We start from the raw sequence: 24785 nt of genomic DNA, 5'->3' as shown, positions 1-24785 counted from the left end.
TCCGGCTGCGCGTTCCGCCCCCCTCGGTACCGTCCTGCATCGCATCTGACCTGCGGGTATTTACGCGCAAGTACCCGAGCGGTACCGTGAGGGGCATGCCAGCTCTCAACGTGGAGTTCAGCGACCGCGAGCTTGAGGACCTGCGGCAGATCGCCAAGGAACGCGGTACGTCGATGAAGGCGCTCGTGCGGGAGGCCGCCGCGGCCGACATAGCCCGGCACCGGGCGCTGCAGGAGGGCGCCGAGGCGTTCCGCCGGTTCTTCGCGACACACGCGGACGAGTTCGCGGAAGCCTTCCCCGACGACGAACCGTCCGCCAAGGGCGAGGGACGGGCCGCCTGACCGATGGCACCCGTCCTCCATATCGACGTGCCCTGGCTGCTCCAGCGTCACGAAGAGGTCCTGCCGGACCAGCCCACGATCAACGACTTCTCCGCGCTGGTCGCCGCCGTCGCCCGCCATCGCGTGGATCCGCCCCGCCTGGGCGTCGACTCCGACCCGGCCTGGCGTGCCGCCGCGCTGCTGCACACCCTCGCCCTGCTCAAGCCGCTGCCCTCGGCCAACGCGCGCTTCGCCTGCGCCTCCGCGGTCGCCTACATGTTCGTCAGCGGCGTGGGCATCGACCCGCCCTACGGCGCCCTCGTCGACCTCGCCCGTGACCTGATGTCCGGCAAGACCGACGTGTACGGCGCCGCCGACCGGCTGCGCTCCTGGCAGATCTGACGCCCCCGTTCCACCAGCCCTCTGGGCCGCCGACCGAGGGCGGGAGGAACGGGGTCGGCGGCCCGTGACGCGCAGAAGAGCCGCCGTTCTGCGCGGGGCCTTCCGAGAGGGCCGTCTCCAGTGGACTACGCGGGCGCGTGCGCCGGGGAGCGTGCGTGGTGCTCCGGCGTGTGCGTGAGTTTCACACGGGGCGCATGGAATGACGAAAGCTCGCGCAGGTGCGGAGAGTTGCTGCCGCATCTGACTTTCTTTCAAAGGTGCGGATGTTGCCCAAGTGCCTTGTTGGCCATGAGTGCGCTGTGCAAGGGTGAACCACCCGTGGGGGGCGGAAAAGGCCGGGGTTCATTCGTTCCGTGGGGAACCGGGACGGATGGCCGTGGGTGAATTCGTGCTCCCCGCGCTCGTGCCGAAGAGGTGCGCACCAAGCCGCTCGGTCCTTTTCGGCGATCAGAACTTCTGTGCCATGCGCGGGAAGGAATCCGTTCAGTGCCCACCCCCCACCCCCCTCGCCCGCCTTACCCCCCGCCCGGCGGGGTTCCCGAGGAATCCGACGAAGGCCTCGCCGCCCGGCTGCGGGGCCGCCCGGACGGTGAGGCCGCTCCGTCCGTCGCGCTGCTCATGGCGCGGCACTGGCAACCGGTCCATGAATACGCGGTGATCTGTCTCGCCTCCCCCGCGGACATCGCCGACATGGTCACCGCCGCCGCCTTCCATCAGGTCCTCGACCGTCTGGCGCTGGGCGAACCGGCCGGTGCGCTGCGGCCCCGGCTTCTCGTCGCCGTCCGGGACACGGTCCGGCAGTGGTCGGCCGAGGAGCGAATAGCGGGCGTTCTGCCGGAGCTGGCGAAACCCGCGGGCGGTCGCGGTATGCGTACGGCGAAGTCGATGACGCCCGAAAATCCAAAGCTCGCCGATCGGTCATTCCAGGCGCTTCCGGGACTTGCTCGATGCCTGCTCTGGCATACCGAGGTCGAGGCCGAGCCGTTAAGCGTCCCCGCCGGACTGTTGGGCATGGATACCGTTACCGCCTCGGCCGCTCTCGAACAAGCGCGTGATAAATTCCGCGAAGGTTGTGTACATGCCCATCGTGAACTCGCGCCGACGAAGGATTGCCGGTTCTACAACCGTCTCCTCGACGTCCCCATTCGCCGCGGCGGGGCCCTGCTGCCGGATGTCCAGCAGCATCTGACGGAGTGCCGCTACTGCCGTAACGCCGCCGAACAACTGAGCCATTTCGAGGGCGGGTTGGGAGTGCTCATCGCCGAGGCGGTCCTCGGCTGGGGCGCGCGCCGCTATCTGGAGACGCGTCCGGGCCGTACCCGCAGCGGCGGGACGGGCCCCCGCGGCGCGGCCCGGCACGGCCGAGGACGACGCCGTCTCCTGCCGCGCATCCCCGCCCAGGGCAGACGGATGCCGGGCGGACCCCGGTCCCCCCGGACCCTGCTCACCGGTGTGGGTCTCGTCTCCGCCGGGCTGATCGCGGCGATGCTCGCCGCGGGCCTGCTCTCGGACGACGACGGGGTCGACCCGGCCGCCTCCGCCACCGGCGGCGGCACCGGATCCCCGGTACCGCCCGCGGTGTCCGCCTCACCGCCCGGCACGGCCCAACTCCCCACCGCACCCCTGCAGTCGCGGCTGCGCAACGCGGCCGCCGGCCTGTGCCTGGACATCCAGGGTGAGCCGAAGGCCGGCGCCGGGACCGAACTGGCCGAGTGCTCGGCCGTTGACACCCAGCAGTGGTCGTACGAGAAGGACGGCCTGCTGCGCAGCGCGGCCGATCCCGATCTGTGCCTGGACTCGCACGTCGACGCCGGTGTGGTGATCCTCGGCAAGTGCGCCGACGACGACTCCGAGCGGGCCGACGACGTGCGCTACGACCTCACCGTGCAGGGCGAGTTCCTGCCCCGCTGGGACGAGCGGCTCGCTCTGGCGGCCACCACCGCCGACGCGGGCGCCGACATCGTCGTCAAGGTCCGCGACGGCTCCGACGCACAGCGCTGGCCGACCGATCCGGTGACCTCGGCGAACCCCGGGTCCCTTTCGAGCGGGGAGAGGGGGACGCCGGGGGCGCGGGCCGTGCGGTCGGTGCAGGAGAGGGTGTAGTCCGGACCGGTCCTAGTTCACGACGTCCTGGGGCGCTCCGCCGGACAGGAAGGCGGTCACGTTCCCGACCGCGGCGAGAGCGATGCGGACGAGGGTTTCGCGGGTGACGCCGCCGGCGTGGGGCGAGAGCACCACGTTCGGGGCGCGGAGCAGGCGCAGCGCCGGGGTGGGCGGCTCGGGGTCGAAGACGTCGATGCCCGCCCCGGCGAGGGTGCCCTTCTCCAGCGCGTCCGCGAGGGCGTCCTGGTCGATCAGGGCACCCCGGGCGGTGTTGATCACGAACGCCGTCGGCTTGAGGAGGGCCAGCCGCTCCGCGTCCAGCAGGTGCCGGGTCTCGTCGGTGAGCGGGGCGTGCAAGGAGACGTAGTCGGCGGTGCGCAGCAGTTCGTCGAGCGGGAGATGGCGGGCACCGCCGAACTCGGCCTCCGTCTCCGGCGGAAGGCGGCGCCGCCCGGCGTAGACGACGTTCATGTCGAACGCGACAGCGCGGCGGGCGACCTGCCGTCCGATCTGCCCCAGGCCCACGATGCCGAGCGTCTTGCCGCACAGCTCGGTCAGTGAGTGCTGCAGCCGGGGGAGTGCCCAGTCCGCGTCGACGAGTGCGGTGTGCGCGGGGATCAGCTGCTTGGCCAGGGCGAGCATGAGGGCGAAGGTCTGCTCGGCCACGTTCTGCGCCTCGGCGCCGCTGGAGCCTATGTTGCACACGCGCACCCCGCGCTCGCGTGCCGCGTCCACGTCGACGTAGTCGAAGCCGTGGCTGGCGCACTGCACCAGCTCCACCTCCGGTGCGGCGGCGAGGTGTTCGGCCGTGACGGGGGCGAGCGCGGTGATGACGGCGTGCGCGGAACGCAGGGCGGCCGGGTTCTCGTCGGTCCTCTCGACGACGGTGACGTGCGCACCCTCGGGGAAGAGGGTGGCCAGTCCGGCCCCGATGGCACGGCCGCCCACGTGCGGCGAGATGACGGCGAGGACGTTCTTCGGGGCGGTCATACGGATTCCTCGGTGAGGTCGGTGGGGCCGAGCGTGGCGGGGGTGGCGTGCCCGGACAGGGCGAGGGTGAGGTCGAGTTCGGCGAGCAGGCAGCGGATGACGTGCTCGACGCCCGCCTGGCCGTCGAGGCCGAGCCCGTACACGTACGGCCGTCCCAGGAGCACCGCCTGCGCGCCGAGGGCGAGCGCCTTGAACACGTCGTCGCCGGTACGGATGCCGCTGTCGAACAGCACCGTCAGCCGGTCGCCGACCGCCTCCACGACCCGGGGCAGGGCGTCCGCCGCCCCGATGGACCCGGCGACCTGGCGGCCGCCGTGGTTGGAGACGACGACCCCGTCCATCCCGGCGTCGGCGGCCGCGCGGGCGTCGTCCGGGTGCAGGATGCCCTTCAGAACGATCGGGCCGTCCCAGTTCTCCCGCAGGAACGCCAGGTCCGGCCAGGTCTTGGCGGGGTCCGCGAACATGCCGACGAAGTGCATGACGGCCGCGTTCGGATCCTCCTGCACCGGCTTGGCCAGGCCCGCCCGGAAGGCCGGGTCGGAGAAGTAGTTGGCGGTGCCCACACCGTGCAGGAACGGCAGATACGCCTGGTCGAGGTCGCGTGGCCGCCAGGCCAGCATGGGCGTGTCCAGGGTGACGACGAGCGCGGTGAACCCGGCCGCCTTCGCCCGGTTCAGGAAACTCCGTCCCACCTCCGGGTCCTTCGGCCAGTACAGCTGGAACCAGCGCTCGGCGTCCCCCATCGCCTCCGCGACCTGCTCCATGGGGGTGCTGGACGCCGACGACAGGATGAACGGCACACCCTGCGCGGCGGCGGCCCGTGCCGCCGCGCACTCGGCGTCCGGGTGCATGATCGACAGCACCCCGACCGGGGCCAGCGCCAGCGGAGCGGGCAGGGCGCGGCCCAGCACCTCGACGGACAGATCCCGCTCGTGCACGTCCCGCAGCATGCGCGGCACGATCCGGCGCCGCCGCAGGGCCGCCCGGTTGGCGCGGGCGGTGCTGCCGTCGCCCGCGCTGCCGGCCACATAGCCCACGGGACCGGGACCGAGGCGCTGCTCGGTCAGCTCCTCCAGCCGGGTCAGATCGGTGGGCAGCCGGGGTACGGCACCCGTCATCCCGTTCAGATAGATCTCGTACTGGAAGTCCGCCCAGTGCTTGCCCATGCGTACGCCCCGCCTCTCGTCACTGAGAACGCGCTGTACGCCGACCATACCGACCGGTAGGCGGGGGAGTGGATCAGGGGGCGGTCACCGACTCGTGCAGGATGCGGGCCAGTTCGCGGGGCTGGGAGAACATCGGCCAGTGGCCGGTGTCCATGGTCACCAGGTTCCAGTGGTCGCTCTTGAGGAGTTCGGCGACGTCGTCGCTCGGCTCGGGCCAGTCCAGCAGACACTTGACGTAGGTCGTCGGTATCTCGGCGAGCGAGCCGGTCAGGACGGCCGGTTCGGTGAGCGTGGCGCCGGGGTGGGGCGTAGCGCCCCGCACGATCCGGGCGATCTGCTCGTCCGTGAGGCCCTGGTCCGACAGATCCTCGGCCGAGAAGGGCGCCCAGAAGCCGCCGTTCGCCTCGATCGCCGCCCGCACTTCGTCGCTCGGCCAGCCCTCCAGGAACGACTTCCCGTCGAGCGGGACGTTCGCGTCGACGTACACCACCCGCGCCAGCCGGTCACCGATCCGCTCGGCGGCCTGTCCGACCGGTACGCCCGAGTAACTGTGCCCGACCAGCACCACGTCCCGCAGGTCGAGACGCTCCACCTCCTCGACGATGTCCCCCACGTGGGTCTGCAGCCCGGCCGGTATTCCCCGCTTCTCGGCCAGCCCGGACAGGGTCAGCGCATACGCCTCGTGCCCGGCCGCTCGCAAGTCGGGCACCACCTTGTCCCACGCCCACGCACCCAGCTTCGCACCCGCCACCAGAACGTAATTGGTCATGAGAGCAAGGTAGTCGAGGGCACTGACAACGCCCCCGGCCCCCTGACCGGCGACACCGCAATCTCCGCGGTCCGGGCCGGCCGCGCCCCCTCGGGCCCGTACACCGCCCGCGGCTCGGGGAACAGCCGCAGCAGCGCAAGGAACAGGACGGCGGCCACGACCAGCGACAACGGCAGGCTGATGTCCACGCCGCCCGCGAGATCCCCCAGCGGGCCCGCGAACTGCCCCGGGATGTCGGTGAACGGCACCCCGATCAGCGCCGCCACCCACCAGGAGGTCATCCCCCGCCAGTTCCAGCCGCGCGCGAACCAGTTACGGCCGCCGCGCTGACGGCGGCGCCGACGGTACGGCGGCGGTCAAGATCCGTATCAGAGGACGGTTCCCCGTCTTCGGTGCCGTGTGTGGACGAAACCTCCATCAGTCGTTGTCCGCGGGCGCGTCCTCCGGCTCCGGAGGCTCCGCGTCCGGGCCCTGGGCCCGCACCCGCTGGACGTTCTCCAGGGACTCGCGCAGCTCGGTGAGCCAGTCGTCCGTGTGCCGCTGGACCAGCCGTACGCACCAGGCGAGGGCGTCGCTGCGGCTGCGGGCGACGCCGCCGGCGATCAGGGTGTCGAGGACCTGACGCTCGGGCTGACGCAGCCGGGTCATCACCGGGGCGGCGATGTGCGTGAACAGAGCGCGTTCACCACCGCACTCCACGCCCCAGGAGACCTTCCGGCGGAACCGGTGCTCCGCCTCCCGGGCCACCCCGATCCGGGTCTCCCGGGTGCGCTCCCGGAACTCCTGGATCCGGCCCTCCACGGCCGCCTCGCGCTCGGCGGCCGAGACGTCCTCGGCCAGGTGGGGTGCGGGGATGCGGCCGATCACGGTGATCTCCTCGCGGTCGACCGTCACCTCGGTCAGTTCCTCGAAGAGGTCGTCGGGCAGGCGGCCGGCGAACCAGCCGCGCAGCTTCTCTCGTTGCTCGCTGGTAATCATGTAATGACGATTACTCGCCAGCTCTGTGGACGCAAGAGGCCTGGAGCGAGTCAGCTGAGAGCTCAACCGGAGGGCCCAACCGGAATGTTTCAGGCCTATTAATCAGTGTGCGAAATCCGGCCACTCGCGGACTTGGAACGATCAAGAGCCGCCAAGTTCCGGCGTTGGAACGTTCGAAGTCCGTTACTTCGAGCCACTGATTCAATACGCAAGGTTACTGAAACCCGTGGTGTCGATGTGAGTTTCGGCGGCGGACTCGGCAGACTCCCGCTCGTCGCTCCGGCACCGATCGCGCCGGAGTCGGCACACCCTCAACTCGAGCGGAAGGATGCACACAATGCGGAACACCGCGCGCTGGGCAGCGACCCTCGGCCTCACGGCCACCGCCGTCTGCGGACCCCTCACCGGATCCGCCCTGGCCGCCCAGGACGCCGCCCCCGCCTCGCTCTACGCCCCCTCGGCCCTGGTGCTCACCGTGGCCTACGGCGACGACGCCGCCACGGCCACCCCGGTCCGTGCGGTCACCCTGAGCTGCGCCCCGACGGCCTCCGGCACGCACCCGGACGCCGCGTCGGCCTGTGCCGAACTGCGCGGTGTGGGCGGGAACTTCGATGCGCTGAAGGCGACGGGCGGCATGTTGTGCACCAAGCAGTACGACCCCGTGCTGGTCACGGTCGACGGCGTCTGGCAGGGCAAGCGCGTCTCTTATGAGCGCACCTTCGCCAACGAGTGCGTGAAGAGCTCCTACGAGACGAGCCTCTTCGCGTTCTAAAGGACCGGGATCGCACGGCCCCGTGGCAGTTCGGCGGTGACACACAGAATGGGGAGTGTGTGTCCTGCCGAGGGGCCCCGCGATCTCGCACCGGGGGTCGGCCGGGCGGAGTGGGGCCGCCCGGCCGACACCTCGTACCGCTACGGGCTCATGGTCCCTCCCCGGGGATCCCGGCCAGGAGGGGAAAGCGACCCAGCAGTCCGGCACCGCCCAGCAGTCGCCGGATGCGTGGAGCGTCCGCCACGACGCGCAGCCGGCCGCCGTGGTCCCTGGCCCGCGTCTCGGCCCGGCACAGCACACGCAGTCCCGAGCAGTCGAAGAAGTCGACCTGCCGCAGATCGACCAGCACATCCGACTGTGCGCTCGCGGTCGCCGCGTAGAGATGCTCGGCGAGGAGCGCCTCCGTGGCCAGATCGATCTCGCCCAGGACCTCGACCACGGTGAACGGGCCGCATCTGCGGGTGCGGGCATGGGCGTTCGCCGGGGGTGGCGCGGACCGGGAGGTGCTCGCGGCCAGGTCCTCGGTCGGATGGGGGGCGCGGTCGTCGGCGTCCGGCGTCATGTCCGCTCCACCTCGGCAAGGGCGCATTTGATCCGGGTAGTTACCCGGCGGCGGGCGTGAGCATCCCCGCCACGCCGCGGGCAAGATCTGGTTCACTCGACCTGGTGAATTTCACCCGAGAGGGATTGACGCTCCGGCTGGGGGTCCTGCCGACGGGCCGGCCATAGGCATGATCATGACCGGCTGGCCGGCCGACCGGCTCACCGGTCCTTCGCGCGCTCGCGATGGCTGGTGTCGCACCACGGGTAGCGGCGGCTGCGGCGACAGGTGCACAGGGCGACGCGGAAACGGTCGGACGAGACGAGCGTGCCGTCCTCCAGTTCCACCTCGACCGGGCCCTCGACCAGCAGGGGGCCCTGACGCTGGACCTTGATGCGGCGCGGCTCGTCAGACGGGGAGTTCGGCACGGACCACCACCAGCTCTTCCCTCTGAACGGACTGATCCGAAGCGGACAGCAGGCCGCGCTCCCGCAGCCAGGCCTGGCGCGAGCGCAGTACGGGGCCGAAGGGGATCACACGGCGCCGGGTCACGGATGCCTTCAGGCCTGCGTCGCGCAGGTGGGCCAGCGTCCGGCCCGGGCGGCTGAGCCCCGAGTGCACGACCAGCAGCACACCGCCGGGGCGCAGCAGGGCGGGGGCCTCCCGGCAGATCCGGTCGAGGACGAGCCGTCCGTCCCGGCCCGCGTCCCAGGACCGTGCGGCACCGTGCGGCGCGCGGCCGGTGTCGGGCGCGGGCACATACGGCGGATTGGCGAGGATGAGGTCGAACGACTGCCCTCGCACCGGCGCGAAGAGGTTGCCGTGCCGGATGCGGACGGGCAGCCGGGCCAGCCGGGCGTTCAGCCGTGCCGTGCACACCGCCCGCCAGGACACGTCCACCGCGGTCACGCGCGTGCCGCGCCGCGCGGCCTCGAGCGCCAGGGCGCCCGAGCCGGTCCCGACGTCGAGCACGTCCGCGCCGTGCGGCAGCGGCTCGTCGAGCAGGGCACCGACGAGCAGGTCGGTGTCCTCCTGAGGGCCGTAGACGCCCGGTGGCACCAGTGGTTTCACGGCGGCCGGGTACCCCGGCATTCAGGACTTAATGGAGATTTCGGACCTAGGGGGTGTGTGCAGTGACGACCGTCCCGCGCGCCAGGCGCCGAGCAGCCGGCCGGCGAACCGGTCCTCCAGATACCCGGTGACGTCGATGCCGAACGCGACGTCGGGGGCGAGATGCGGCTCTTCGGCAAGGAGACCGCCGATGACGTCGTGGCGTACGACCTGCTCGTGCACGGCGTCCGCCTCGACGTGCTCGTCGTAGAAGTGCTCGGCGGCGGGCCCGGCGCCCGTGCGGCGCATCGCCTCGGCCAGTCGCCGGGAGGCCGGTGACGAGGTGATCTCGACCGCCGCGAAATGGCCGACGAGCGCGCCGCGCAGCTCCCGGTGCAGGCCGAACAGGGACATCAGGTTGACCGTGGCCAGGGCCTCCGCGGTCGCCTCGTCCAGGTAGTGCCCGTATGTCGTGTCCAGGCCGAGGTCCGTCATCAGGTCGGCGAAGAGGCGCGCGTGGACGCGGTCGGGGCGGCCGCCGCCGAACTCGTCGAACTCCACCGCGGCCATGCCGGACTTGGCCCTGCCCCACAGCCGCGGCAGCACCCAGGCGTGCGGGTCCGCTTCCTTCAGGTGATACAGGGAGCGCTGGGCCGCGTACTCGCGCAGCTGCCACAACTCACCCTCGGCGCACAGGTAGTGGCTGACACCGGTGCCGTCGACGGGTTCGACCAGCAGGTCGGCCAGCGAGTCCTCGACGGTGTCGTGGACGGTGGCGTCCGCGCGCAGGGCGGTCAGGAAACGGTGTTCCAGCGCCGCCCGGACGCGCAGCAGGTCCGGGTCCCATTCGAGGGCCTCGGACACCCCGGCGAAGCCGCGGTAGTGCAGTTCGTAGCAGAGGTAGAGGGCCAGCTGGAGGTCGTCGCCGTAGACGGGCGCCCCCGCGACGTCCGCCGGCCCGAGCGGCGGGCCCGCACCCCGCAGATACTCCTCGACGGCGGCGGAGACACGGCCCCGCGCGGGCGGCAGCCCCGGTCCTTCTCCGCTGCGTGCGATGCGGACGTCGTCTGTCATGGCGGCCGAGTACCCGTGGGGCGCCGGGCCACCCGCCCTTGTGGATTCCGTGGTCGCGCGCCCGGGCGGAGCGGCGCGTGAGCGGCGTCGCCCGGACGCGCCGGCAGAGCGCACCAGGTCGGCGTTCCTGGTAGCGCTCACCGCGCTCACCGCGCCGTACGCCTTGGCGATCTGCACCGCGTACGGGCCCGCATCGCCCGACGCCCCGTCCACCAGGACCGTCCGCAGCGCTGTACTCCGCAGGGCGGTTCACCGGGCACGCCCGGCCGGGGCGCTCGCCCGGTCACTCGCCCTCGGACTCCTCCTGGGCGCGCGTGTTGGGGGTGATGGCCTCGCCGGCCTCGCCCCTGCGCTCGCGCTGCTCGGCGGTGTCCCGGGTGCGGTGCTCGGCGTCGGCGAACTCGCGCAGTACTTCCTCAGCGGCGGTCCGGGGCTCTTGCCGGTGACGCTTGTCGTGGTCGGCCATGGCTGTCTCCTTCCGTCGTTCAGCGGGCGCGGTCGCGATCGCGCGCCCTCCGTCGGCCCGTCGCCGCCTCGGTCACGCCGGCCGCCGCGATGCGCAGCGGCACCGGCTCCGGGGGAGCGGGCGCCTCGTCCAGCCGGGTCAGTTCCGCCCACCAGGACGGGCCGTCCTGGATGTGCCGCAGCAGGACTCCCTCGCGGATCGCCCAGGGGCAGATGGTGACCGTCCGCAGACCGGTCAGCTTCATCACCGTGTGCCCGACGACCGCGCCGGCCAGGCTCTGCGCGGCCCGGGGCGCGGAGATGCCGGGCAGGCGGGAGCGTTCGGCGGCGGGCAGCGCGGCCAGCCGGCTCACCGCCTCACGCAGGTCCGAGCGGGCCAACCGCCGTTCCACGAAGGGTCCGTGGCGCCCGGGCGGCGCCCCGCACAGCCGGCCCAGCTGCTGGAACGTGCGCGAGGTGGCCACCGCGGTACGAGGTCCCTCCCAGCGGATCCGGGCCGCCACGTCGCGCAGCTGATGGCGGACCTTGCGGCGCAGCGCCCGCACCCGTTCCGGCGCAGGCGGGTCCTCCCCGTCGAAGAACTCATGGGTGAGGCGCCCCGCGCCGAGCGGCAGTGAGGCCACGAAGCCCGGCAACCGGCCGCGCCCGAAGGCCACTTCGAGGGAGCCGCCCCCGATGTCCAGCAGCGCGAGCGGCCCCGACCGCCACCCCATCCACTGCCGCGCCCCCAGAAACGTCAGCTCGGCCTCGAGTTCGCCCGGCATGGTGCACAGCTCCACCCCCGTCCGGTCCCGGACGGCGCGCAGCACCTCCGTACGGTTCGGGGCGGCCCGTACCACGGCCGTCGCGAACGCCATCGGCTCGGCCGCGCCCCAATGGGCGGCGGTGCGGCTCGCCTCGGCGACCGCGCCGACGAGCCGCTCGACGGCCTCTTCCGGGATCCTGCCCCCGGGCTTCACCTGCTCCGACAGTCTCAGCCGCCATTTCGCGGTGTGAACCGGCAGCGGTGCACCGTCCTCCGCGTCGGCCACCACCAGTCGGACCGTGTTCGACCCCACATCCACCACGCTGATTCGCATGGGCCCGTGAGTACCCGTTTTCGGACCGGGCCAACAGGATCAGCCGCCGCGCCATGGTGCACGCCGAGGCAACCGGCACGGCACCGCACGCCCACGGAGCTCGCACGGCGCATACGGTCCCCATGGCAGCGCAAAGGGACCGCCGTCTCCCTGCGGACGGCGGCCCCTCGCGTCTCGCCGGACCGGGTCGGTCACATGTGGACGACCGGTGCGGCGGATGCGTCCTCCTCGGGCACCCCGCGACGGAAGAGCAGGAAGGCGATCACCGCGCCCGCGGCGAACAGACCCGCCGACCACCAGAAGGCGGTGGTGTAGCTCTCGATCGTCGCCTGGGCCTGCACCAGCTTGCTGGTGGCGTCCTTGCCGGCGAGGTAGTCGGTCGCCGCGCTCGCGGCGAGCGTGTTCAGCAGCGCAGTACCGATCGAACCGCCCACCTGCTGCATGGCGTTGACGGTCGCGGAGGCGACTCCGGCGTCCTCGGCGGCCACTCCGCCGGTGGCCAGCTGCATCGTGGCCGGCATCACCAGACCGAGGCCGAGGCCGATCACGATCAGCTGCGGGAGCACCGCGCTCACGTACGACGAGCCGACCCCGATGCCGGTCAGCCAGGCCATGCCGGCCGTCGCGATCCCGAAGCCCAGCGGGACGAGGACCTTGGGGCCGATGCGTGGCAGCAGGGCCGTGGTGCCGAGCTGGGCCGCCACCATCAGCGCGCCGACCATCGGCAGGAACGCCACACCGGTCCTGGTCGGGCTGAAGCCGAGGTTCAGCTGCAGGTAGTACGTGAGGAAGAGGAACACACCGAACATGCCCGCACCGGAGACCAGGACGGCCAGGAAGGAAGCGCCCCTGTTGCGGTCGAGCAGGATCCGCAGTGGCAGCAGCGGATGCGCGGTCCGGGTCTGCCACCAGGCGAAGGCCGCCAGCAGAACGCCGCCCGCGAGCAGGTAGCCCCAGGTCTGCGGCGAAGCCCAGTCGTGCGTCTCGGCGTTGGAGAAGCCGTAGACCAGACCGAACAGACCACCGGCGACCAGAAGCGTGCCCGGCACGTCCAGCCTGGAGTTCGCGGCGTCGCGGTGGCTGCTCAGCAGCAGCCAGCCGCCGGCCAGGGCGACCGCGGCGATCGGCACGTTGACGAACAGCGTCCAGCGCCAGTCGAGGGCGTCGGTCAGGATGCCGCCGAGCAGCAGACCCACGGCGCCGCCGGCGCCGGCGATGGCGCCGTACACGCTGAACGCCCTGGCCCGCTCCCGGGCGTCGGTGAACGTGGTGTTGAGCAGCGACAGCGCGGCGGGCGCGAGCAGCGCGCCGAAGGCACCCTGCAGGGCGCGCGCGACGACCAGCATCTCGAAGCCGGTCGCGGCACCGCCCAGCACCGACGCGCCCGCGAAGCCGGCGACGCCGATGAGGAAGGCGGGCTTGCGGCCGAACAGGTCGGCTATGCGGCCGCCGAGCAGCAGCAGGGACGCGAAGGCCAGTGCGTAGGCGGTGACGATCCACTGCCGGTTGCCGTCGGAGAAGCCGAGGTCCGCCTGGGCCGAGGGCAGGGCGATGTTCACGATGGTGGCGTCCAGCACCACCATCAGCTGGGCGAGCGCGATGATCGCGAGGATCCACCATCGCTTCGGCGAGGCCGCCGCCGGGGCCTCGGCCGCGCCCTCAGGGGCGTCGGCGGTCAGGGTCTTCTCAGGCATCGGGATTCAACTCCAGGGAGAGCCGGACGAAGGTACTGCGGATGCGAACGAAACTGTTTCGTTCACTTCGAAGATAGACCCGCGTGAGCGAAACGGCAACGTTTCGATGGGGTGGATGTGTACATTCCTTGACTGGCATATAACTGCCGAGGCATATTGGCTTCATGGCCGATGCCTCGCTCTGGACCGCCCTCGCCGATCCGCACCGACGGGCCATCGTCGCGCTGCTCCTGGAGCGGCCGCGGCCCGTCGGGGAGATCGTGGAGGCATGCGGGCTGAGCCAGCCGAGCACCTCCAAGCACCTGAAAGTGCTGAGGGAGGCCGGCCTGGTGCGGGTCCGGCAGGACGCGCAGCGCCGCGTCTACGCCCTCGACACCGCACCCATCGCCGAACTCGACGCCTGGCTGGCCCCGTACCGCAGGCTGTGGAACGCCGGCCTGGACAAGCTGGGCCGCCGGCTCGACGAGGCGTCCGACCGTCCCGAGGAACCCGCCACGAAGGACTGATCCCCATGACCGCCGACCTCACCGGCACCTATGTGACCCTGGACGACGGCCGCCCGGCCGTCCGCTTCAGCCGTACCTACGACCATCCCGTCGAGCGCGTCTGGCAGTTCGTGACCGACGCCGACGAACTGGCCCACTGGTTCCCGTCCCGCGCCGAGATCGACCTGCGCCCCGGCGGCGCGATCAAGTTCGCCGGCGATCCGAACATGGAGGACTCGACGGGCCGGGTCATCGCCGTCGACGAACCCCGCCACCTCTCCTTCGAGTGGGGCGGCGACGAGCTGCACTTCGACCTGGAGGCCCTGGACGACAAGCGCACCCGCTTCACGCTCACCAACGTGCTCGTCGCCGAGAACACCGCCGCCCGCAACAGCGCCGGCTGGGAGGTCTGCCTGGCCGCCCTCGACGCGCACGCACGCGGGGAGCGCTTCGAGGGGCCGCATGCCGGGGCCGGGGCGCCCTGGAAGGAGCTCTACGACGGCTATGTGGCCGCCGGCGTCCCCTCCGGCGCCCCGGTCCCGGGCCTCGACGACAGGGCCTAGCCCGATCAGCCCGTCCCGGCCGGGGCGCAGCTGCTCCCGGCGCTCGGGATTCTCAGCTGTGTGAGGTAGTCGTCCACGGCGTCACGGGTGCAGTCACTGCGGTTGTAGACGCTGTGTCCCGCGCCCTCGTACGGCACCAGGACCGTCGTTCCGCGGGTCTGCCGGTGCACGTCGGCCGCCCACGAGAAATGGTTCGCCGGGTCGTGCCGCGAATGCAGCATGAGGATCTTGGGTGCCTCGGTGATGCGCAGCCGGTGCTGCGGGTTGTTCACCTCGTCGGGCCAGCCGATGCAGCCGGCCACGGCGGCGTGGACGCGAGGTGAGCCGCGCATGTGCGGTGCGGCCCGTAGCTCGGCCCGAGTCAGGGCGGCGTACTCGCGGTGGTCCTTGGGCCGGATGCGCCAGTCCTGGCAGAAGACCGCGTAGAACGGCTCCGATGTCGTCTGTTGGTCCGCGTCGTCGGACCGTCGCCGCTCGCTCGGTTCCTGCGCGTCGAGGCCCGCCACATAGGTGGCCAGTTCGTCCCAGTCCGGGCCGTAGAACCTCTTGAAGGCGAACAGAGCGATCGCGTGTGCGGTGAGCAGCCGATCCGGGCTGTCCGGATCGGTTATCTCCCCCCGGTCCGCCCTGGCGAGCAGGCGGTCCCATACGGCGGTGACGTCCCGGCCGTGCAGCGCGCAGGAGCTGGAGCGGTCGCACCACTTCACGAACTGGTGGAACGAGTCCTCGGCGGCGGCCGCGGAGGAGACCAGGAACTCCCGGGCGCCCAGGCTGTGGTCGATGTTCGCGGTGAGGGCCATGCTCCGGATGCGGTCGCCGTACTGCTCCGCGTACTGCTCGCCGATCAAGGTGCCGTAGGAGTGGCCGAAGTAGTTGATCTTCTGCTCGCCCAGTGCCTGGCGCAACGCGTCCATGTCCCGCACGACGCTCAAGGTGTCGGCGTGGTCGAAGAGAGGACCGGTGTGCCGTCGGCAGTCGTCGCGCAACGCGCGGTTGTACTCGGCGAGTTCGTCGAACTCCGCCTGGTCGCGGGGATGGACCGACGGCTGCTGGTGCAGCAGTTCGGTGGAGCACTTCACCGGATGGCTGGCGCCGACGCCCCTCGGGTCGAAACCGACGATGTCGAACCGCTCCTGGATGTCCGTGCTGAAGTGGGCCTGGGCGCGCCGCACGGCGAAGTCCACACCCGAGTCGCCGGGCCCACCCGGGTTGACCAGCAGCACGCCGACCCGGCGATCCGGATCGGTCGCCTTGCGACGGGCCACCGCGAGGTCGAACGCCTCGCCCGACGGCCGTGCCCAGTCGACGGGCAGGCGCAGGGTCCCGCACTCCGCCGTCGCGTCCTGGGGACATGGTTTCCAGTCGATCGCCTGCTGTGCCGTCGAGCTTCCGCCGGGAGGGCCGGCGTCCGCCGCCATGCCCGGCGTCGCCGACCCGGCGAGTAATCCGGCGGTGAGCACTCCGGTGAGCGCCCTGAAGAGTGGTCGCATGAAGTCCCTTCCGAGGATCGTGCGCGTCCGATCACGGGCGTTGCCCGCATGATCGAACCTCGCAGTGATCCAACCGGCCCCACAACCGGTCAGGACAGGAATCGGGGAAGGCACCGGGACACGGTCCGGGTCGCCCTCGGGGTGGTGCCTCAGGGGTTGCCGCCCGAACCCCTGAGACTTCCCCGGACTTCGATGCGGCGCCGGCCGGGCGGCCGGTCACGCCATCTGGCGCCGCACCAACTCGTGCAGCCGCCCGTTCGTGTCCGCGAGGAGCTGTGCGGGAGGGCCCTGCTGGGCGACCTTGCCGTCCTCCATCACGATCACGCGATCGGCGTCCAGCACCGTGGACAGGCGGTGCGCGATCACGATGCGGGTGGCGTTGAGGGCCTTGGTGGACTCGATGACGATGCGCTGGGTCTCGTTGTCGAGCGCGCTGGTCGCCTCGTCGAAGAACAGGATGCGCGGGCGCCGGATCAGCGCCTGGGCGATCATCAGGCGCTGCCGCTGGCCGCCGGAGATCGCGCCGCTGCCCGAGACGATCGTGTGCAGTCCCATCGGCATCCGCTTGATGTCCTCCGCGAGCCCCGCCATCTCGGCCGCCGCCATCGCCTCCTCCGGCGTGTAGGGCTCCGTTCCGCAGATGACGTCCAGGATGGACCCGGTGAACGGCTGCGCGTGCTGCAGCACGACCCCGCACTGCCGCCGTACCGCCGACTGGTCGAGCGCCGCCAGGTCCTGGCCGTCGTAGAGAACACTGCCGGAGACCGGCTTGTCGAAGCCGATCAGGAGCCTCAGCAGCGTCGACTTGCCGCAGCCGCTCGGGCCGACGATCGCCACGAACTCGCCCGGCCGGACGTCGAAGGACACGTCGTCGAGGACCAGCGGACCGTCGTCGGAGTACCGGAAGGACAGCCGGCGTGCCTCGATCGACCCGGTCAGCGGGCCCGGCCGGGTGCTCGCCGTGCGCACCTCGGGGGTGGCCTCCAGCACCGGCTTGATCTCCTCGAACAGCGGCAGCGCGGCCACCACCGACACGAACGAGCCTGTCAGCTGGGTGACCGAGGTGAGCAGCATCGTCACCGACGTGTTGAAGGTCAGGAAGGCCGCCGCCGACATCGACCCGCGCGCCGGACCCGCCAGCAGCATGAACATCAGCAGCGTGCACAGCGGCAGATACACCGCACCCAGCACCGTGGTGAGGTTCTTGATCCGCCCCGCCTTCTGCTGGAGCTCGCGGCTGCGCGCGAACCGGTCCGCCCAGGCCGCGTACGCGTAGTTCTCGGCCGCCGCGACGCGCAGCTTCGGCAGCCCGCGCAGCGTCTGGAACGCCTGGTTGTTCAGCTTGTTGCTCAGCACCACCAGCCGCCGCTGCCAGCGCACCTGCCACAGCCCCAGCCCCAGGAACACGGCCGCGATGACGACGAGCATGCCGATCGCCGCCATCGCCATCGGCACGCTGTACCAGAACAGCAGCGACAGGTTCATCGCGCCCACCGTCACCGACGACGCGACGACCGGGCCGACTCCGGCCATCAGGCGGCGGATCGCGCTGATGCCCATGGCCTGGCTGGCCAGCTCGCCGGTCGAGCGCTCGGTGAAGAACTTCGTGGGCAGCCGCAGCAGCCGGTCCCACAGCGCCGGTTGGAGCGTCGCCTCGATACGGCCCTCCAGGCGCAGGATCGTCAGGTTCTGCAACAGCATGAAGGCCGCCGCCACCACGCCGCTGATCATCACCGCCAGACAGAACTGCACGATGAGCCCCGTCTGGGCCTTCGGCACGAACTCGCCGAGCACCTTGCCGGTCGCGATCGGCACCAGCGCGCCGATCGCGACCGTCACCAGGCCGCTGATCATGAGGTTCGTCAGATCGCCGCCCGTGCCCCGCATGCTGAACCGCAGCAGCCGCAGCGGACTCAACGCCCGGTCGGGCAACGGCCGGTAGAACATCACCGCACGCGGCTCGAACTCCTCCGCGTTGGCCTTCTCGATCGGCGTCTCACGGCCGGTCGACGGATGGACGGCGACATAGCCGCCGCGCCGCCACAGCAGCGCCACCGGCGCGCCCGAGAGGGCCCGGTGCCCCACCAGCGGCCCTACGTTGTCCCGCCACCACCGCCCGTCCAGCCGTACGGCCCGGGTGCGCACCCGCGACGCGATGGCCACCCGCTCGACGGGGTCGAGCCGGTCGCTCTCGGTGCCGCTCTGCGCGGGCTCGGCCAGCGTGATCCCGGCCGCCCGGGCGACCAGCTTGCAGGCCGCGTAGCTGGCGTCGGCGTCGGCGGTCGTGGTCCGCTTGTCGCTGCGCTTGCCGATGGACGCCAGCAGCGTCCGGTCGGCCTGGGCGCGCACCGCCTCGCCCGCCTTGATGCCCTCGGCCGTGCGCGTCTCGTGGGTGCGCTCCAGCTGCTCGATCCAGCGGTCCAGCGTGGTCAGCAGGCGGTACTGCTGGTCGACCATGGACTGCCAGACCGCCGGGTCCATCAGCAGGTCGGCGGCCGCCTCCGCGCCGTACAGCGAGCCGTACTGCACGCTGCCCGGCGGGACCTGCATCCAGAAGACGTCGTCGTCGGTCACTTCGGCGGCCGACCCCTCGGTCGCCATCGGCGCCTGGAAGAGGATGGACAGGCTGCGGCCGACACCGAGGGCGAGGGCGTACTCCAGCGGGCTCGTCGTCGGGGGAACGTACTGCGGGTTGCCGTACTCGTCGTACGACCACGTCTGGGTCTGGGCCGGCTGGTACAGCTCGCGCAGTCCGATGCGGTGCACGACGCAGTCCCTGAGCGGGCGGGCCACCAGGGTGTGCTGCGGTCCGGCGACGGGGCCGAGCAGCAGCGAGCCCGCCTCCAGACGGCCGAGGTGGTGCCAGTGGCCCTGCTGCCCGGCGTCCACCGCGAACAGGTCGACGGCCCCGGACGCGACGAGCCACAGCACCTGCGGCCCTTCGAGGTCTAGGCGGTTGAACCCGGTGCAGTCGATGGGCGTGCCCATCTGCCCGAGCGCGTTGAGGACGAGGTCACCCTCGTGGACGGAGGTCATCTCACCGCTCCCTGACCAGTGCCGCGTACGCGCCGCCGCGCGCCACCAGCTCCTCGTGCCGGCCGCGCTCCACGATCGTGCCGTGCTGGAGGACGACGATCTCGTCGCTGTCGCGCACGGTGCTGAGCCGGTGGGCGATCACCACACAGGCGCAGCCGCGCTTGCGCAGGTTGTCCATCACGATCAGCTCCGTCTCGGCGTCCAGCGCGCTGGTGACCTCGTCCAGGACGAGGATGCTGGGCCTGCGCACCAACGCCCGGGCGATCTCCAGGCGCTGGCGCTGCCCGCCGGAGAAGTTGCGGCCGTCCTGCTCCACCTTGCTGTGGATGCCGCCCGGGCGGCGCATGACCACGTCGTACAGGGCCGCGTCGCGCAGCGCGTCCACCACCGCGTCGTCCGGGATCGAGGGGTCCCACAGCGCCACGTTGTCGCGGACCGTGCCCTCGAAGAGGAACACCTCCTGGTCCACGAAGGACACCGACGCCGCGAGCGCGCCGCGCGGGATGTCCTCGATGCGCTGGTCGTCGATGCGGATGACGCCCTCCCAGGGGGCGTACAGACCGGAGATCAGGCGGGAGACGGTCGACTTGCCGCTGCCCGAGCCGCCGACCAGCGCCACCTGCCGGCCGGGCCCCACGGTCAGGTCGAAGCCGGTCAGCAGCGGCTTGTCGAGCGGGTTGTAGCCGAAGGTGATGTTCTGCAGTTCGACATGGCCGTGCAGGCGGCGCGTCGAGTCACCGGCGCCGGGGCGGCCGTAGAGCGGGTCGGCCTGGAAGTTCTCGACGTCCTTCAGGCGGGCGACGTCGGCGGCGAAGTCCTGGATGCGGCCCGCGACGCCGTTGAGGCGTGTGATCGGGGCGGTGAAGCGGGTGACCAGCGCCTGGAAGGCGACCAGGAGACCCACGGATATGTGGCCCTCGACCGCGCGCATGCCGCCGATCCAGAGGATGAGCGCGCTGTTGAGCGTGGCGAGCGTCGGCGCGACCACGCCCAGCCAGGCGCTGGGCACGCCGAGGCGCTGCTGCTCCTCCAGCGTCGTGGCGTGCTGACCGGCCCACTTGCGGAAGTAGCCGTCCTCGCCGCCGGTCGCCTTCATCGTCTCGATCAGCTGGAGACCGGTGTAGGCGGTGTTGGTGAGCCGCGCGCTGTCCGCGCGCAGCTTGGCGGTGCGGGTCGCGCGCAGGCGTACGACGACCCGCATGGCGACGACGTTCAGCAGGGCCACGCCGATGCCGACGAACGTGAGCTGGGGGTCGTAGGTGTACAGCAGGATCGCGTAGAGGACGACGACCACCGCGTCCACGCCCGCCGCCGCGAGGTCGCGGGCCAGGGTCTCGGCCACGGCGTCGTTGGACTGGAGGCGCTGCACCAGGTCGGCCGGGCTGCGCTGGGAGAAGAACGTCACCGGCAGGCGCAGCAGATGGCGCAGGAAGCGGGCGCTGGACAGGGTCGAGGAGATGATGCGGCCGCGCAGCAGGTTCGCCTGCTGGAGCCAGGTCAGCACGACCGTGAGCGCGACACAGGTGCCCATCGACGCGAACAGCACGCCCAGCAGGGACGTCTGCCCGCCGATGAGGAACATGTCGATGTAGGTGCGGCTCAGCGCGGGCACCGCCGCGCCCACCAGCACCAGGAGCAGGCTGGCCAGCACCGCGGCGGGCATCGTGCCCGCGGTACCGCGCAGCCGGGCCGGCATCGCGCCGAGCACACCCGGCTTGCGCCCGCCCTTGCTGAAGCCCTCGCCGGGCTCCATGACCAGCACGACGCCGGTGAAGCTGCCGTCGAAGTCCTCCATGGGCACGAAGCGGCGGCCCTTGGCGGGGTCGTTGATGTAGACGCCCCGGCGGCCGAAGCGGCGGCCCATGCCGTCGTAGACGACGTAGTGGTTGAACTCCCAGAACAGCACGGCCGGCGTCTTCACCTCGGCGAGGGCGGCCGTGTCCATCTGCATGCCCTTGGCCGTCAGACCGTAGGAGCGGGCCGCCTTCAGCAGGTTGCTGGCCCGCGAGCCGTCCCGGGAGACACCGCACGCGATGCGCAGTTCCTCCAGCGGGACATGGCGGCCGTAGTGGCCGAGCACCATCGCGAGGGAGGCGGCGCCGCACTCCACGGCCTCCATCTGGAGCACGGTGGGTGTGCGGACGGTCTTCGCCCTGCCCTTGGGCACCGGGCGCTTCGGCGGGGCGGCGCGGCGCCTGCCGCGGGTCTCCTGCGCGGCGCTCACGGCAGCAGCCAATCGACGGGACGCTGATCGGCGAGCCGGATCGAGGCGTTGGCGATGGTCATGGAGGTGAGCGCGAACGGCGGCCCGTCCGCGGACGACCACTTGTAGCCGCTCTTCGTACCCGCCTTCCGGTCCAGCCTCACCAGGACGGCGACCGGCCTGCCGTCCTTGGTGAACTGCTCGCCCAGCTGGTTGTCCCCGAGGAACGCGGCGATCTGCTGCGCCGACTGCGCGGAGCGGTCCACCGACTTCACATGACCGCGCAGGACGCCGTACTCCTGGGTCGGCACGGAGGAGACGGTGAGGTCCACGGCGGCCTTGTCGGGGATGGACGCCGCATTCTCGGCGGGGACGTACACCGTGGCGTACAGCGGGTCCTCGGCATGGGCGACCTTCTCCACGGCGGCGACGTTCGCGCCGGTGGAGATGATCTGCCCGATGGTGGCGGCGAGCGCGGTGACCCGGCCCGCGGCGACCGTACGGACGACCGTCTCGCCCTCGGCCGTACGCACCTTCAGCACAGGGGAGTTCGCCGGGAGCCGCTCGCCCTGCTCGGTGAGGACGGCGGTGACCTGCCCGGCGACCGGGCTCTGCAGGAGGTAACTGCCCTGACCGTGCGTGAGGATGGCGGGCGCGCCGACCGTGGACGTGACCGAGCCGGTCGCCGCCCACACGGACGCGGCGGCCATGACCACCAGCGTCACGGAGAGCACCAGCCAGCCCTGCGGACGGGCGAAGCGCACCGGAAGGTCGAGCTCCTCCGGTGACTGGAGCTTGGCGAGGGCCTGTTGGCGGAACTGCAAGGAACTTCCCTCACCCGTAGAAGAGGTCGTTACAGCACCCGTGTCGGAGGGTGTCACAGCACGGGAGAATCCCGGAACCGCCGGCTGCGGCTCCGGGACTCAGTGGCGCAAAGGCGCGATCAGAGACCGGCGACCAGGCCCTGGACCGGGGCGGTGTTCAGGCCGGTGGTGCCCTCGACCGTGCCGACGACGGTGTCCACCAGGCCGGAAACCGGGGCGATGCCGTTCACCGCGTCAAGGGCGCCGTTCACGGCGTTGACCTGCAGGCCGCCGGAGACGTTGTCGAGCTCGGCGTCGGAGATCTCGACGGTCTCAACCTGGGGGGTGGAGTTCATGATGGAACTTCCCTTCCTAATGGATATCTCATAAGGGGGAGCGGCCCCCTCTGGGGACAGATGACGGCCGCGACCGCAGGCGCCCGGCGCCCGTTTCCGGAAGCCGTTCGCGGCCCCCGCGGTGCGATGGATCAAAGCACGCTGCGGGCGCGCGCTTCCAATCAACCAACGCCCTCACCAGCACACTTGAGCCCCACAGGCATCGATCCGTGCAGACGCGCGCACGTCTCGTCGGCGACTTCTTCACATGCGTCACAGCATCGGCTCAGGCGAGCTGTTGCGTCTGTTACGGGGTGCGCGGGCCGCTGCGGCGGCGAATCCGACACTCCCGCCCCAAGGGGGTGACCGCCGGTAGCACCCTGTGGAGAACCCCGGCCCACGGTGACTTCGTTGAGTATTGAATGTGCAGATTCGCTGAAGCCAGGATTCCGATCGGTGTTCACAACCGACTGCTACCGACCGGTAGCGGATCGTGTCAGCCCAGAAGCGCGTACACCGTGCTCGCGCGGGCGGCGATGTCCCCCGACGCCTCGTCGGTCATCGTGATGTCGGCGAAGGCCATACGGCGGCCCAGCTTGGTCACGACCGCTTCGATCAGGACATCCGAACCGATCACCGCGCGCTGAAAAGACGTCGATTGCTGCACCGTCGTCATCGGCCCGTACGCCCCGCGCGCCGCCGACACGGCGATCACGGTCGCGGTGTCGGCGGCGGCCATCAGCGCCTGGCCCGACAGGGCGCCACCTTCCCGGGCCAGCCCGTCCGACCAGGGCATGCGCAGGACGGCGCGGCGGTCCTCCACGGCCTCGACGGCCAGGCCGAGTTGAAGGACCCAGGGGGCGAAGTTGGCGGAGAGGATCTTGTCGGCTTCGGCGGTGGTCATCGTCATATGGGGGATTCTTCCCGCCGCCGCGCCCTCGGGTGCGCTCCTTGGCCGATTCGGTGTTTCGAACGGGGCACTTGCAAACGGAATTGAACGCCCCACCGGACCCGTGCGTACCAACTGCCAACCAGGCGCCCCGAACAGCTGCCGGACAAAGGCGGCACAGACCCCGTCCCCCAGGAGGTCGAGAAGTTTGAGTCACAAGCGAATTCCGAAGCGCAAGGCCGCGATAGCCGCGGGCAGCGTGGTGGCGCTCGGAGCGGCCGCGATCCTCTTGCCGAACGCCAACGCGTCCCAGGACGGCGCGTCGGACGGCGCCGCCGCCCCCAGGACCCTGAAGGCGCAGGACGCCCCGGATCTCGCCTCGCAGCTCGCGGGACTGCTCGGCGACGCCTTCGCCGGTTCGTACTACGACGCCGAGAGCAAGCAGCTCGTCGTCAACGTGGTGAACGGCGAGGACAACAACGTCGTCGTCCAGGCGAAGAAGGCGGGCGCGAAGGTCCGCGAGGTCGAGAACAGCCTGGACGAGCTCGCGGCCGGCGCGCAGACCCTGAAGTCCGAGGCGACCATCCCGGGCACCGCGTGGGCCGTCGACCCCAGAACGAACAAGATCCGCGTCACCGCCGACAGCACGGTCACCGGCGACAACTGGGACAAGCTGGAGTCGACCGTCCAGAGCCTCGGCTCCGGCATGGCGACCGTCAAGAAGTCGGCCGGTACCTTCAAGACGTTCCTCTCCGGCGGCGACGCCATCTTCGCCGGCGGCGCACGCTGCTCCGCGGGCTTCAACGTCACCGCGGGTGACGGCACCCCCGCCTTCCTGACCGCCGGTCACTGCGGGGTCGCGGCCGAGCAGTGGTCGGACGCCGAGGGCGGCCAGCCGATCGCCACCGTCGACCAGGCCACCTTCCCCGGCGCCGGCGACTTCGCGCTGGTCAAGTACGACGACCCGGCGACCGAGGCGCCGAGCGAGGTCAACACCGGCGACCAGACCGTCGCGATCAGCCAGGCCGCGGACGCCGAGGTCGGTCTGCAGGTCTTGCGGATGGGCAGCACCACCGGGCTCAACGACGGCCAGGTCACAGGGCTCGACGCCACCGTCAACTATCCGGAGGGCACCGTCACCGGGCTCATCCAGACCGACGTCTGCGCCGAGCCCGGCGACAGCGGCGGCTCCCTGTTCACCCAGGACGGGCTGGCCATCGGCCTCACCTCCGGCGGCAGCGGCGACTGCACGGTCGGCGGCGAGACGTTCTTCCAGCCGGTGACCACCGCCCTGGAGGCGGTCGGCGCGACTCTCGGCGGCGACGCCGCGGGCGGCGCGGGCGCGGGTGACCAGGCTGGTGCCGGTGACGAGGCGGGCGCAGGCGACGAGGCCGGGGCCGGCGACGAAGCCGGTGCAGGTCAGGAGGCCGGTGCAGGTCAAGAGGCCGGAGCCGGTCAGGAGGTCGGCAACGGCAACGCCGACGGCACGGGCAACGGCCTGGGCGAGATCGTCGGCAACGGCGTCGGGAACAACTGACGCACCACCCCGACGCACGGATCCCGGTGATCCGCACGCAC

24 protein-coding genes and 1 pseudogene are annotated in these 24785 nt (G+C 71.4%); 7 read left to right on the top strand and 18 right to left on the bottom strand.

What is annotated here, in order from left to right; all coding sequences use genetic code 11:
• Positions 1–95 precede the first annotated feature (95 nt).
• The 3 genes from ACIBU0_RS00375 (at position 96) to ACIBU0_RS00365 (ending at position 2825) form a co-directional block, all read left to right on the top strand.
• Positions 96–341 carry a hypothetical protein gene (locus ACIBU0_RS00375; protein ID WP_398809361.1) on the top strand — a complete coding sequence of 82 codons (246 nt, stop codon included), beginning with the start codon at positions 96–98 and terminating at the stop codon, positions 339–341.
• Between the two features lie 3 nt (positions 342–344).
• Positions 345–722 carry a toxin Doc gene (locus ACIBU0_RS00370; protein ID WP_398809358.1) on the top strand — a complete coding sequence of 126 codons (378 nt, stop codon included), beginning with the start codon at positions 345–347 and terminating at the stop codon, positions 720–722.
• Positions 723–1208: 486 nt separating this feature from the next.
• The gene (locus ACIBU0_RS00365; RefSeq protein WP_398809355.1) at positions 1209–2825 is read left to right on the top strand and encodes an RICIN domain-containing protein; all 1617 of its coding nucleotides are present in this window, start codon (positions 1209–1211) and stop codon (positions 2823–2825) included.
• 12 nt (positions 2826–2837) lie between these two features.
• Here ACIBU0_RS00365 and ACIBU0_RS00360 read toward each other — a convergent pair whose 3' ends face one another.
• From ACIBU0_RS00360 to ACIBU0_RS00340, 5 genes and pseudogenes are all read right to left on the bottom strand, one after another.
• Complete coding sequence (locus ACIBU0_RS00360) at positions 2838–3815, bottom strand: 2-hydroxyacid dehydrogenase (RefSeq protein WP_398809352.1); 978 nt, start codon at positions 3813–3815, stop codon at positions 2838–2840.
• The gene (locus ACIBU0_RS00355) at positions 3812–4981 is read right to left on the bottom strand and encodes a lactate 2-monooxygenase (RefSeq protein ID WP_398809349.1); all 1170 of its coding nucleotides are present in this window, start codon (positions 4979–4981) and stop codon (positions 3812–3814) included. The genes ACIBU0_RS00360 and ACIBU0_RS00355 overlap by 4 nt, the downstream gene beginning before the upstream one ends.
• Before the next feature lie 73 nt (positions 4982–5054).
• Complete coding sequence (locus ACIBU0_RS00350) at positions 5055–5750, bottom strand: alpha/beta fold hydrolase (RefSeq protein ID WP_398809346.1); 696 nt, start codon at positions 5748–5750, stop codon at positions 5055–5057.
• Positions 5747–6085, bottom strand: a pseudogene (locus ACIBU0_RS00345) (cytosine permease); the annotation flags it as partial. The gene ACIBU0_RS00350 and the pseudogene ACIBU0_RS00345, both read right to left, overlap by 4 nt.
• Before the next feature lie 82 nt (positions 6086–6167).
• Positions 6168–6728, bottom strand: a complete 561-nt coding sequence (locus ACIBU0_RS00340) for a hypothetical protein (RefSeq protein ID WP_398809343.1) — start codon at positions 6726–6728, stop codon at positions 6168–6170.
• A 337-nt stretch (positions 6729–7065) separates the two neighbouring features.
• Between ACIBU0_RS00340 and ACIBU0_RS00335 the strand changes: the two genes are divergently transcribed.
• On the top strand, positions 7066–7500 hold the full coding sequence (locus tag ACIBU0_RS00335) for a protease inhibitor (RefSeq protein ID WP_398809341.1): 435 nt from the start codon (positions 7066–7068) through the stop codon (positions 7498–7500).
• A 148-nt stretch (positions 7501–7648) separates the two neighbouring features.
• Here ACIBU0_RS00335 and ACIBU0_RS00330 read toward each other — a convergent pair whose 3' ends face one another.
• The 7 genes from ACIBU0_RS00330 to ACIBU0_RS00300 form a co-directional block, all read right to left on the bottom strand.
• Positions 7649–8062, bottom strand: a complete 414-nt coding sequence (locus ACIBU0_RS00330) for an STAS domain-containing protein (RefSeq protein ID WP_398809338.1) — start codon at positions 8060–8062, stop codon at positions 7649–7651.
• 200 nt (positions 8063–8262) lie between these two features.
• Complete coding sequence (locus tag ACIBU0_RS00325; RefSeq protein ID WP_398809336.1) at positions 8263–8469, bottom strand: CDGSH iron-sulfur domain-containing protein; 207 nt, start codon at positions 8467–8469, stop codon at positions 8263–8265.
• Positions 8450–9133, bottom strand: a complete 684-nt coding sequence (locus tag ACIBU0_RS00320; RefSeq protein ID WP_398809333.1) for a HemK2/MTQ2 family protein methyltransferase — start codon at positions 9131–9133, stop codon at positions 8450–8452. The genes ACIBU0_RS00325 and ACIBU0_RS00320 overlap by 20 nt, the downstream gene beginning before the upstream one ends.
• Positions 9134–10165 (bottom strand): iron-containing redox enzyme family protein, encoded by a 1032-nt coding sequence (locus ACIBU0_RS00315; protein ID WP_398809330.1) that lies wholly within the window; start codon positions 10163–10165, stop codon positions 9134–9136. It lies immediately after the preceding gene.
• Between the two features lie 283 nt (positions 10166–10448).
• Complete coding sequence (locus ACIBU0_RS00310) at positions 10449–10631, bottom strand: hypothetical protein (RefSeq protein WP_398809327.1); 183 nt, start codon at positions 10629–10631, stop codon at positions 10449–10451.
• Between the two features lie 19 nt (positions 10632–10650).
• Entirely contained in the window at positions 10651–11709 is a 1059-nt protein-coding gene (locus ACIBU0_RS00305) for a Ppx/GppA family phosphatase (protein ID WP_398809324.1), read from the bottom strand.
• A gap of 191 nt (positions 11710–11900) precedes the next feature.
• Complete coding sequence (locus ACIBU0_RS00300; protein WP_398809321.1) at positions 11901–13403, bottom strand: MFS transporter; 1503 nt, start codon at positions 13401–13403, stop codon at positions 11901–11903.
• 164 nt (positions 13404–13567) lie between these two features.
• Between ACIBU0_RS00300 and ACIBU0_RS00295 the strand changes: the two genes are divergently transcribed.
• Positions 13568–13909 carry an ArsR/SmtB family transcription factor gene (locus tag ACIBU0_RS00295; RefSeq protein ID WP_398809318.1) on the top strand — a complete coding sequence of 114 codons (342 nt, stop codon included), beginning with the start codon at positions 13568–13570 and terminating at the stop codon, positions 13907–13909.
• Positions 13910–13914: 5 nt separating this feature from the next.
• On the top strand, positions 13915–14451 hold the full coding sequence (locus ACIBU0_RS00290; RefSeq protein ID WP_398809315.1) for an SRPBCC family protein: 537 nt from the start codon (positions 13915–13917) through the stop codon (positions 14449–14451).
• Between the two features lie 5 nt (positions 14452–14456).
• Here ACIBU0_RS00290 and ACIBU0_RS00285 read toward each other — a convergent pair whose 3' ends face one another.
• The 6 genes from ACIBU0_RS00285 to ACIBU0_RS00260 form a co-directional block, all read right to left on the bottom strand.
• Positions 14457–15941, bottom strand: coding sequence for an alpha/beta fold hydrolase (locus ACIBU0_RS00285; RefSeq protein ID WP_398809312.1), 1485 nt, complete (start codon positions 15939–15941; stop codon positions 14457–14459).
• A gap of 216 nt (positions 15942–16157) precedes the next feature.
• A complete protein-coding gene (locus ACIBU0_RS00280; protein WP_398809309.1) occupies positions 16158–18977 on the bottom strand; it encodes an NHLP bacteriocin export ABC transporter permease/ATPase subunit in 2820 nt (939 codons plus the stop codon).
• Between the two features lies 1 nt (position 18978).
• Entirely contained in the window at positions 18979–21201 is a 2223-nt protein-coding gene (locus tag ACIBU0_RS00275; RefSeq protein WP_398809307.1) for an NHLP family bacteriocin export ABC transporter peptidase/permease/ATPase subunit, read from the bottom strand.
• Positions 21198–22004 (bottom strand): HlyD family efflux transporter periplasmic adaptor subunit, encoded by an 807-nt coding sequence (locus ACIBU0_RS00270; protein WP_398809304.1) that lies wholly within the window; start codon positions 22002–22004, stop codon positions 21198–21200. Before ACIBU0_RS00270 ends, ACIBU0_RS00275 begins: the two co-directional genes overlap by 4 nt.
• Positions 22005–22123: 119 nt before the next feature.
• Positions 22124–22339 carry a type A2 lantipeptide gene (locus tag ACIBU0_RS00265; protein WP_398809301.1) on the bottom strand — a complete coding sequence of 72 codons (216 nt, stop codon included), beginning with the start codon at positions 22337–22339 and terminating at the stop codon, positions 22124–22126.
• A gap of 475 nt (positions 22340–22814) precedes the next feature.
• The gene (locus tag ACIBU0_RS00260) at positions 22815–23228 is read right to left on the bottom strand and encodes a PaaI family thioesterase (RefSeq protein ID WP_398809298.1); all 414 of its coding nucleotides are present in this window, start codon (positions 23226–23228) and stop codon (positions 22815–22817) included.
• Between the two features lie 187 nt (positions 23229–23415).
• On the opposite strand from ACIBU0_RS00260, the gene ACIBU0_RS00255 reads away from it, so the two are divergent.
• A complete protein-coding gene (locus tag ACIBU0_RS00255; protein WP_398809295.1) occupies positions 23416–24744 on the top strand; it encodes a S1 family peptidase in 1329 nt (442 codons plus the stop codon).
• Positions 24745–24785: the final 41 nt, after the last annotated feature.

The organism is Streptomyces sp. NPDC049627 (assembly GCF_044465645.1).
In the GTDB taxonomy this organism is placed as follows: Bacteria; Actinomycetota; Actinomycetes; order Streptomycetales; family Streptomycetaceae; genus Streptomyces.
Note: the sequence above shows the minus strand (reverse complement) of the source record. Positions and strands in the feature narration are given on the sequence as shown.

Coding starts and splice junctions, on each gene's coding strand:
- ACIBU0_RS00360 (WP_398809352.1), bottom strand. CDS start 3,815: ATGACCGCCCCGAAGAACGTCCTCGCCGTCATCTCGCCGCACGTGGGC.
- ACIBU0_RS00300 (WP_398809321.1), bottom strand. CDS start 13,403: ATGCCTGAGAAGACCCTGACCGCCGACGCCCCTGAGGGCGCGGCCGAG.
- ACIBU0_RS00290 (WP_398809315.1), top strand. CDS start 13,915: ATGACCGCCGACCTCACCGGCACCTATGTGACCCTGGACGACGGCCGC.
- ACIBU0_RS00340 (WP_398809343.1), bottom strand. CDS start 6,728: ATGATTACCAGCGAGCAACGAGAGAAGCTGCGCGGCTGGTTCGCCGGC.
- ACIBU0_RS00330 (WP_398809338.1), bottom strand. CDS start 8,062: ATGACGCCGGACGCCGACGACCGCGCCCCCCATCCGACCGAGGACCTG.
- ACIBU0_RS00355 (WP_398809349.1), bottom strand. CDS start 4,981: ATGGGCAAGCACTGGGCGGACTTCCAGTACGAGATCTATCTGAACGGG.
- ACIBU0_RS00265 (WP_398809301.1), bottom strand. CDS start 22,339: ATGAACTCCACCCCCCAGGTTGAGACCGTCGAGATCTCCGACGCCGAG.
- ACIBU0_RS00315 (WP_398809330.1), bottom strand. CDS start 10,165: ATGACAGACGACGTCCGCATCGCACGCAGCGGAGAAGGACCGGGGCTG.
- ACIBU0_RS00295 (WP_398809318.1), top strand. CDS start 13,568: ATGGCCGATGCCTCGCTCTGGACCGCCCTCGCCGATCCGCACCGACGG.
- ACIBU0_RS00305 (WP_398809324.1), bottom strand. CDS start 11,709: ATGCGAATCAGCGTGGTGGATGTGGGGTCGAACACGGTCCGACTGGTG.
- ACIBU0_RS00280 (WP_398809309.1), bottom strand. CDS start 18,977: ATGACCTCCGTCCACGAGGGTGACCTCGTCCTCAACGCGCTCGGGCAG.
- ACIBU0_RS00320 (WP_398809333.1), bottom strand. CDS start 9,133: ATGCCGGGGTACCCGGCCGCCGTGAAACCACTGGTGCCACCGGGCGTC.
- ACIBU0_RS00350 (WP_398809346.1), bottom strand. CDS start 5,750: ATGACCAATTACGTTCTGGTGGCGGGTGCGAAGCTGGGTGCGTGGGCG.
- ACIBU0_RS00375 (WP_398809361.1), top strand. CDS start 96: ATGCCAGCTCTCAACGTGGAGTTCAGCGACCGCGAGCTTGAGGACCTG.
- ACIBU0_RS00260 (WP_398809298.1), bottom strand. CDS start 23,228: ATGACGATGACCACCGCCGAAGCCGACAAGATCCTCTCCGCCAACTTC.
- ACIBU0_RS00335 (WP_398809341.1), top strand. CDS start 7,066: ATGCGGAACACCGCGCGCTGGGCAGCGACCCTCGGCCTCACGGCCACC.
- ACIBU0_RS00310 (WP_398809327.1), bottom strand. CDS start 10,631: ATGGCCGACCACGACAAGCGTCACCGGCAAGAGCCCCGGACCGCCGCT.
- ACIBU0_RS00370 (WP_398809358.1), top strand. CDS start 345: ATGGCACCCGTCCTCCATATCGACGTGCCCTGGCTGCTCCAGCGTCAC.
- ACIBU0_RS00285 (WP_398809312.1), bottom strand. CDS start 15,941: ATGCGACCACTCTTCAGGGCGCTCACCGGAGTGCTCACCGCCGGATTA.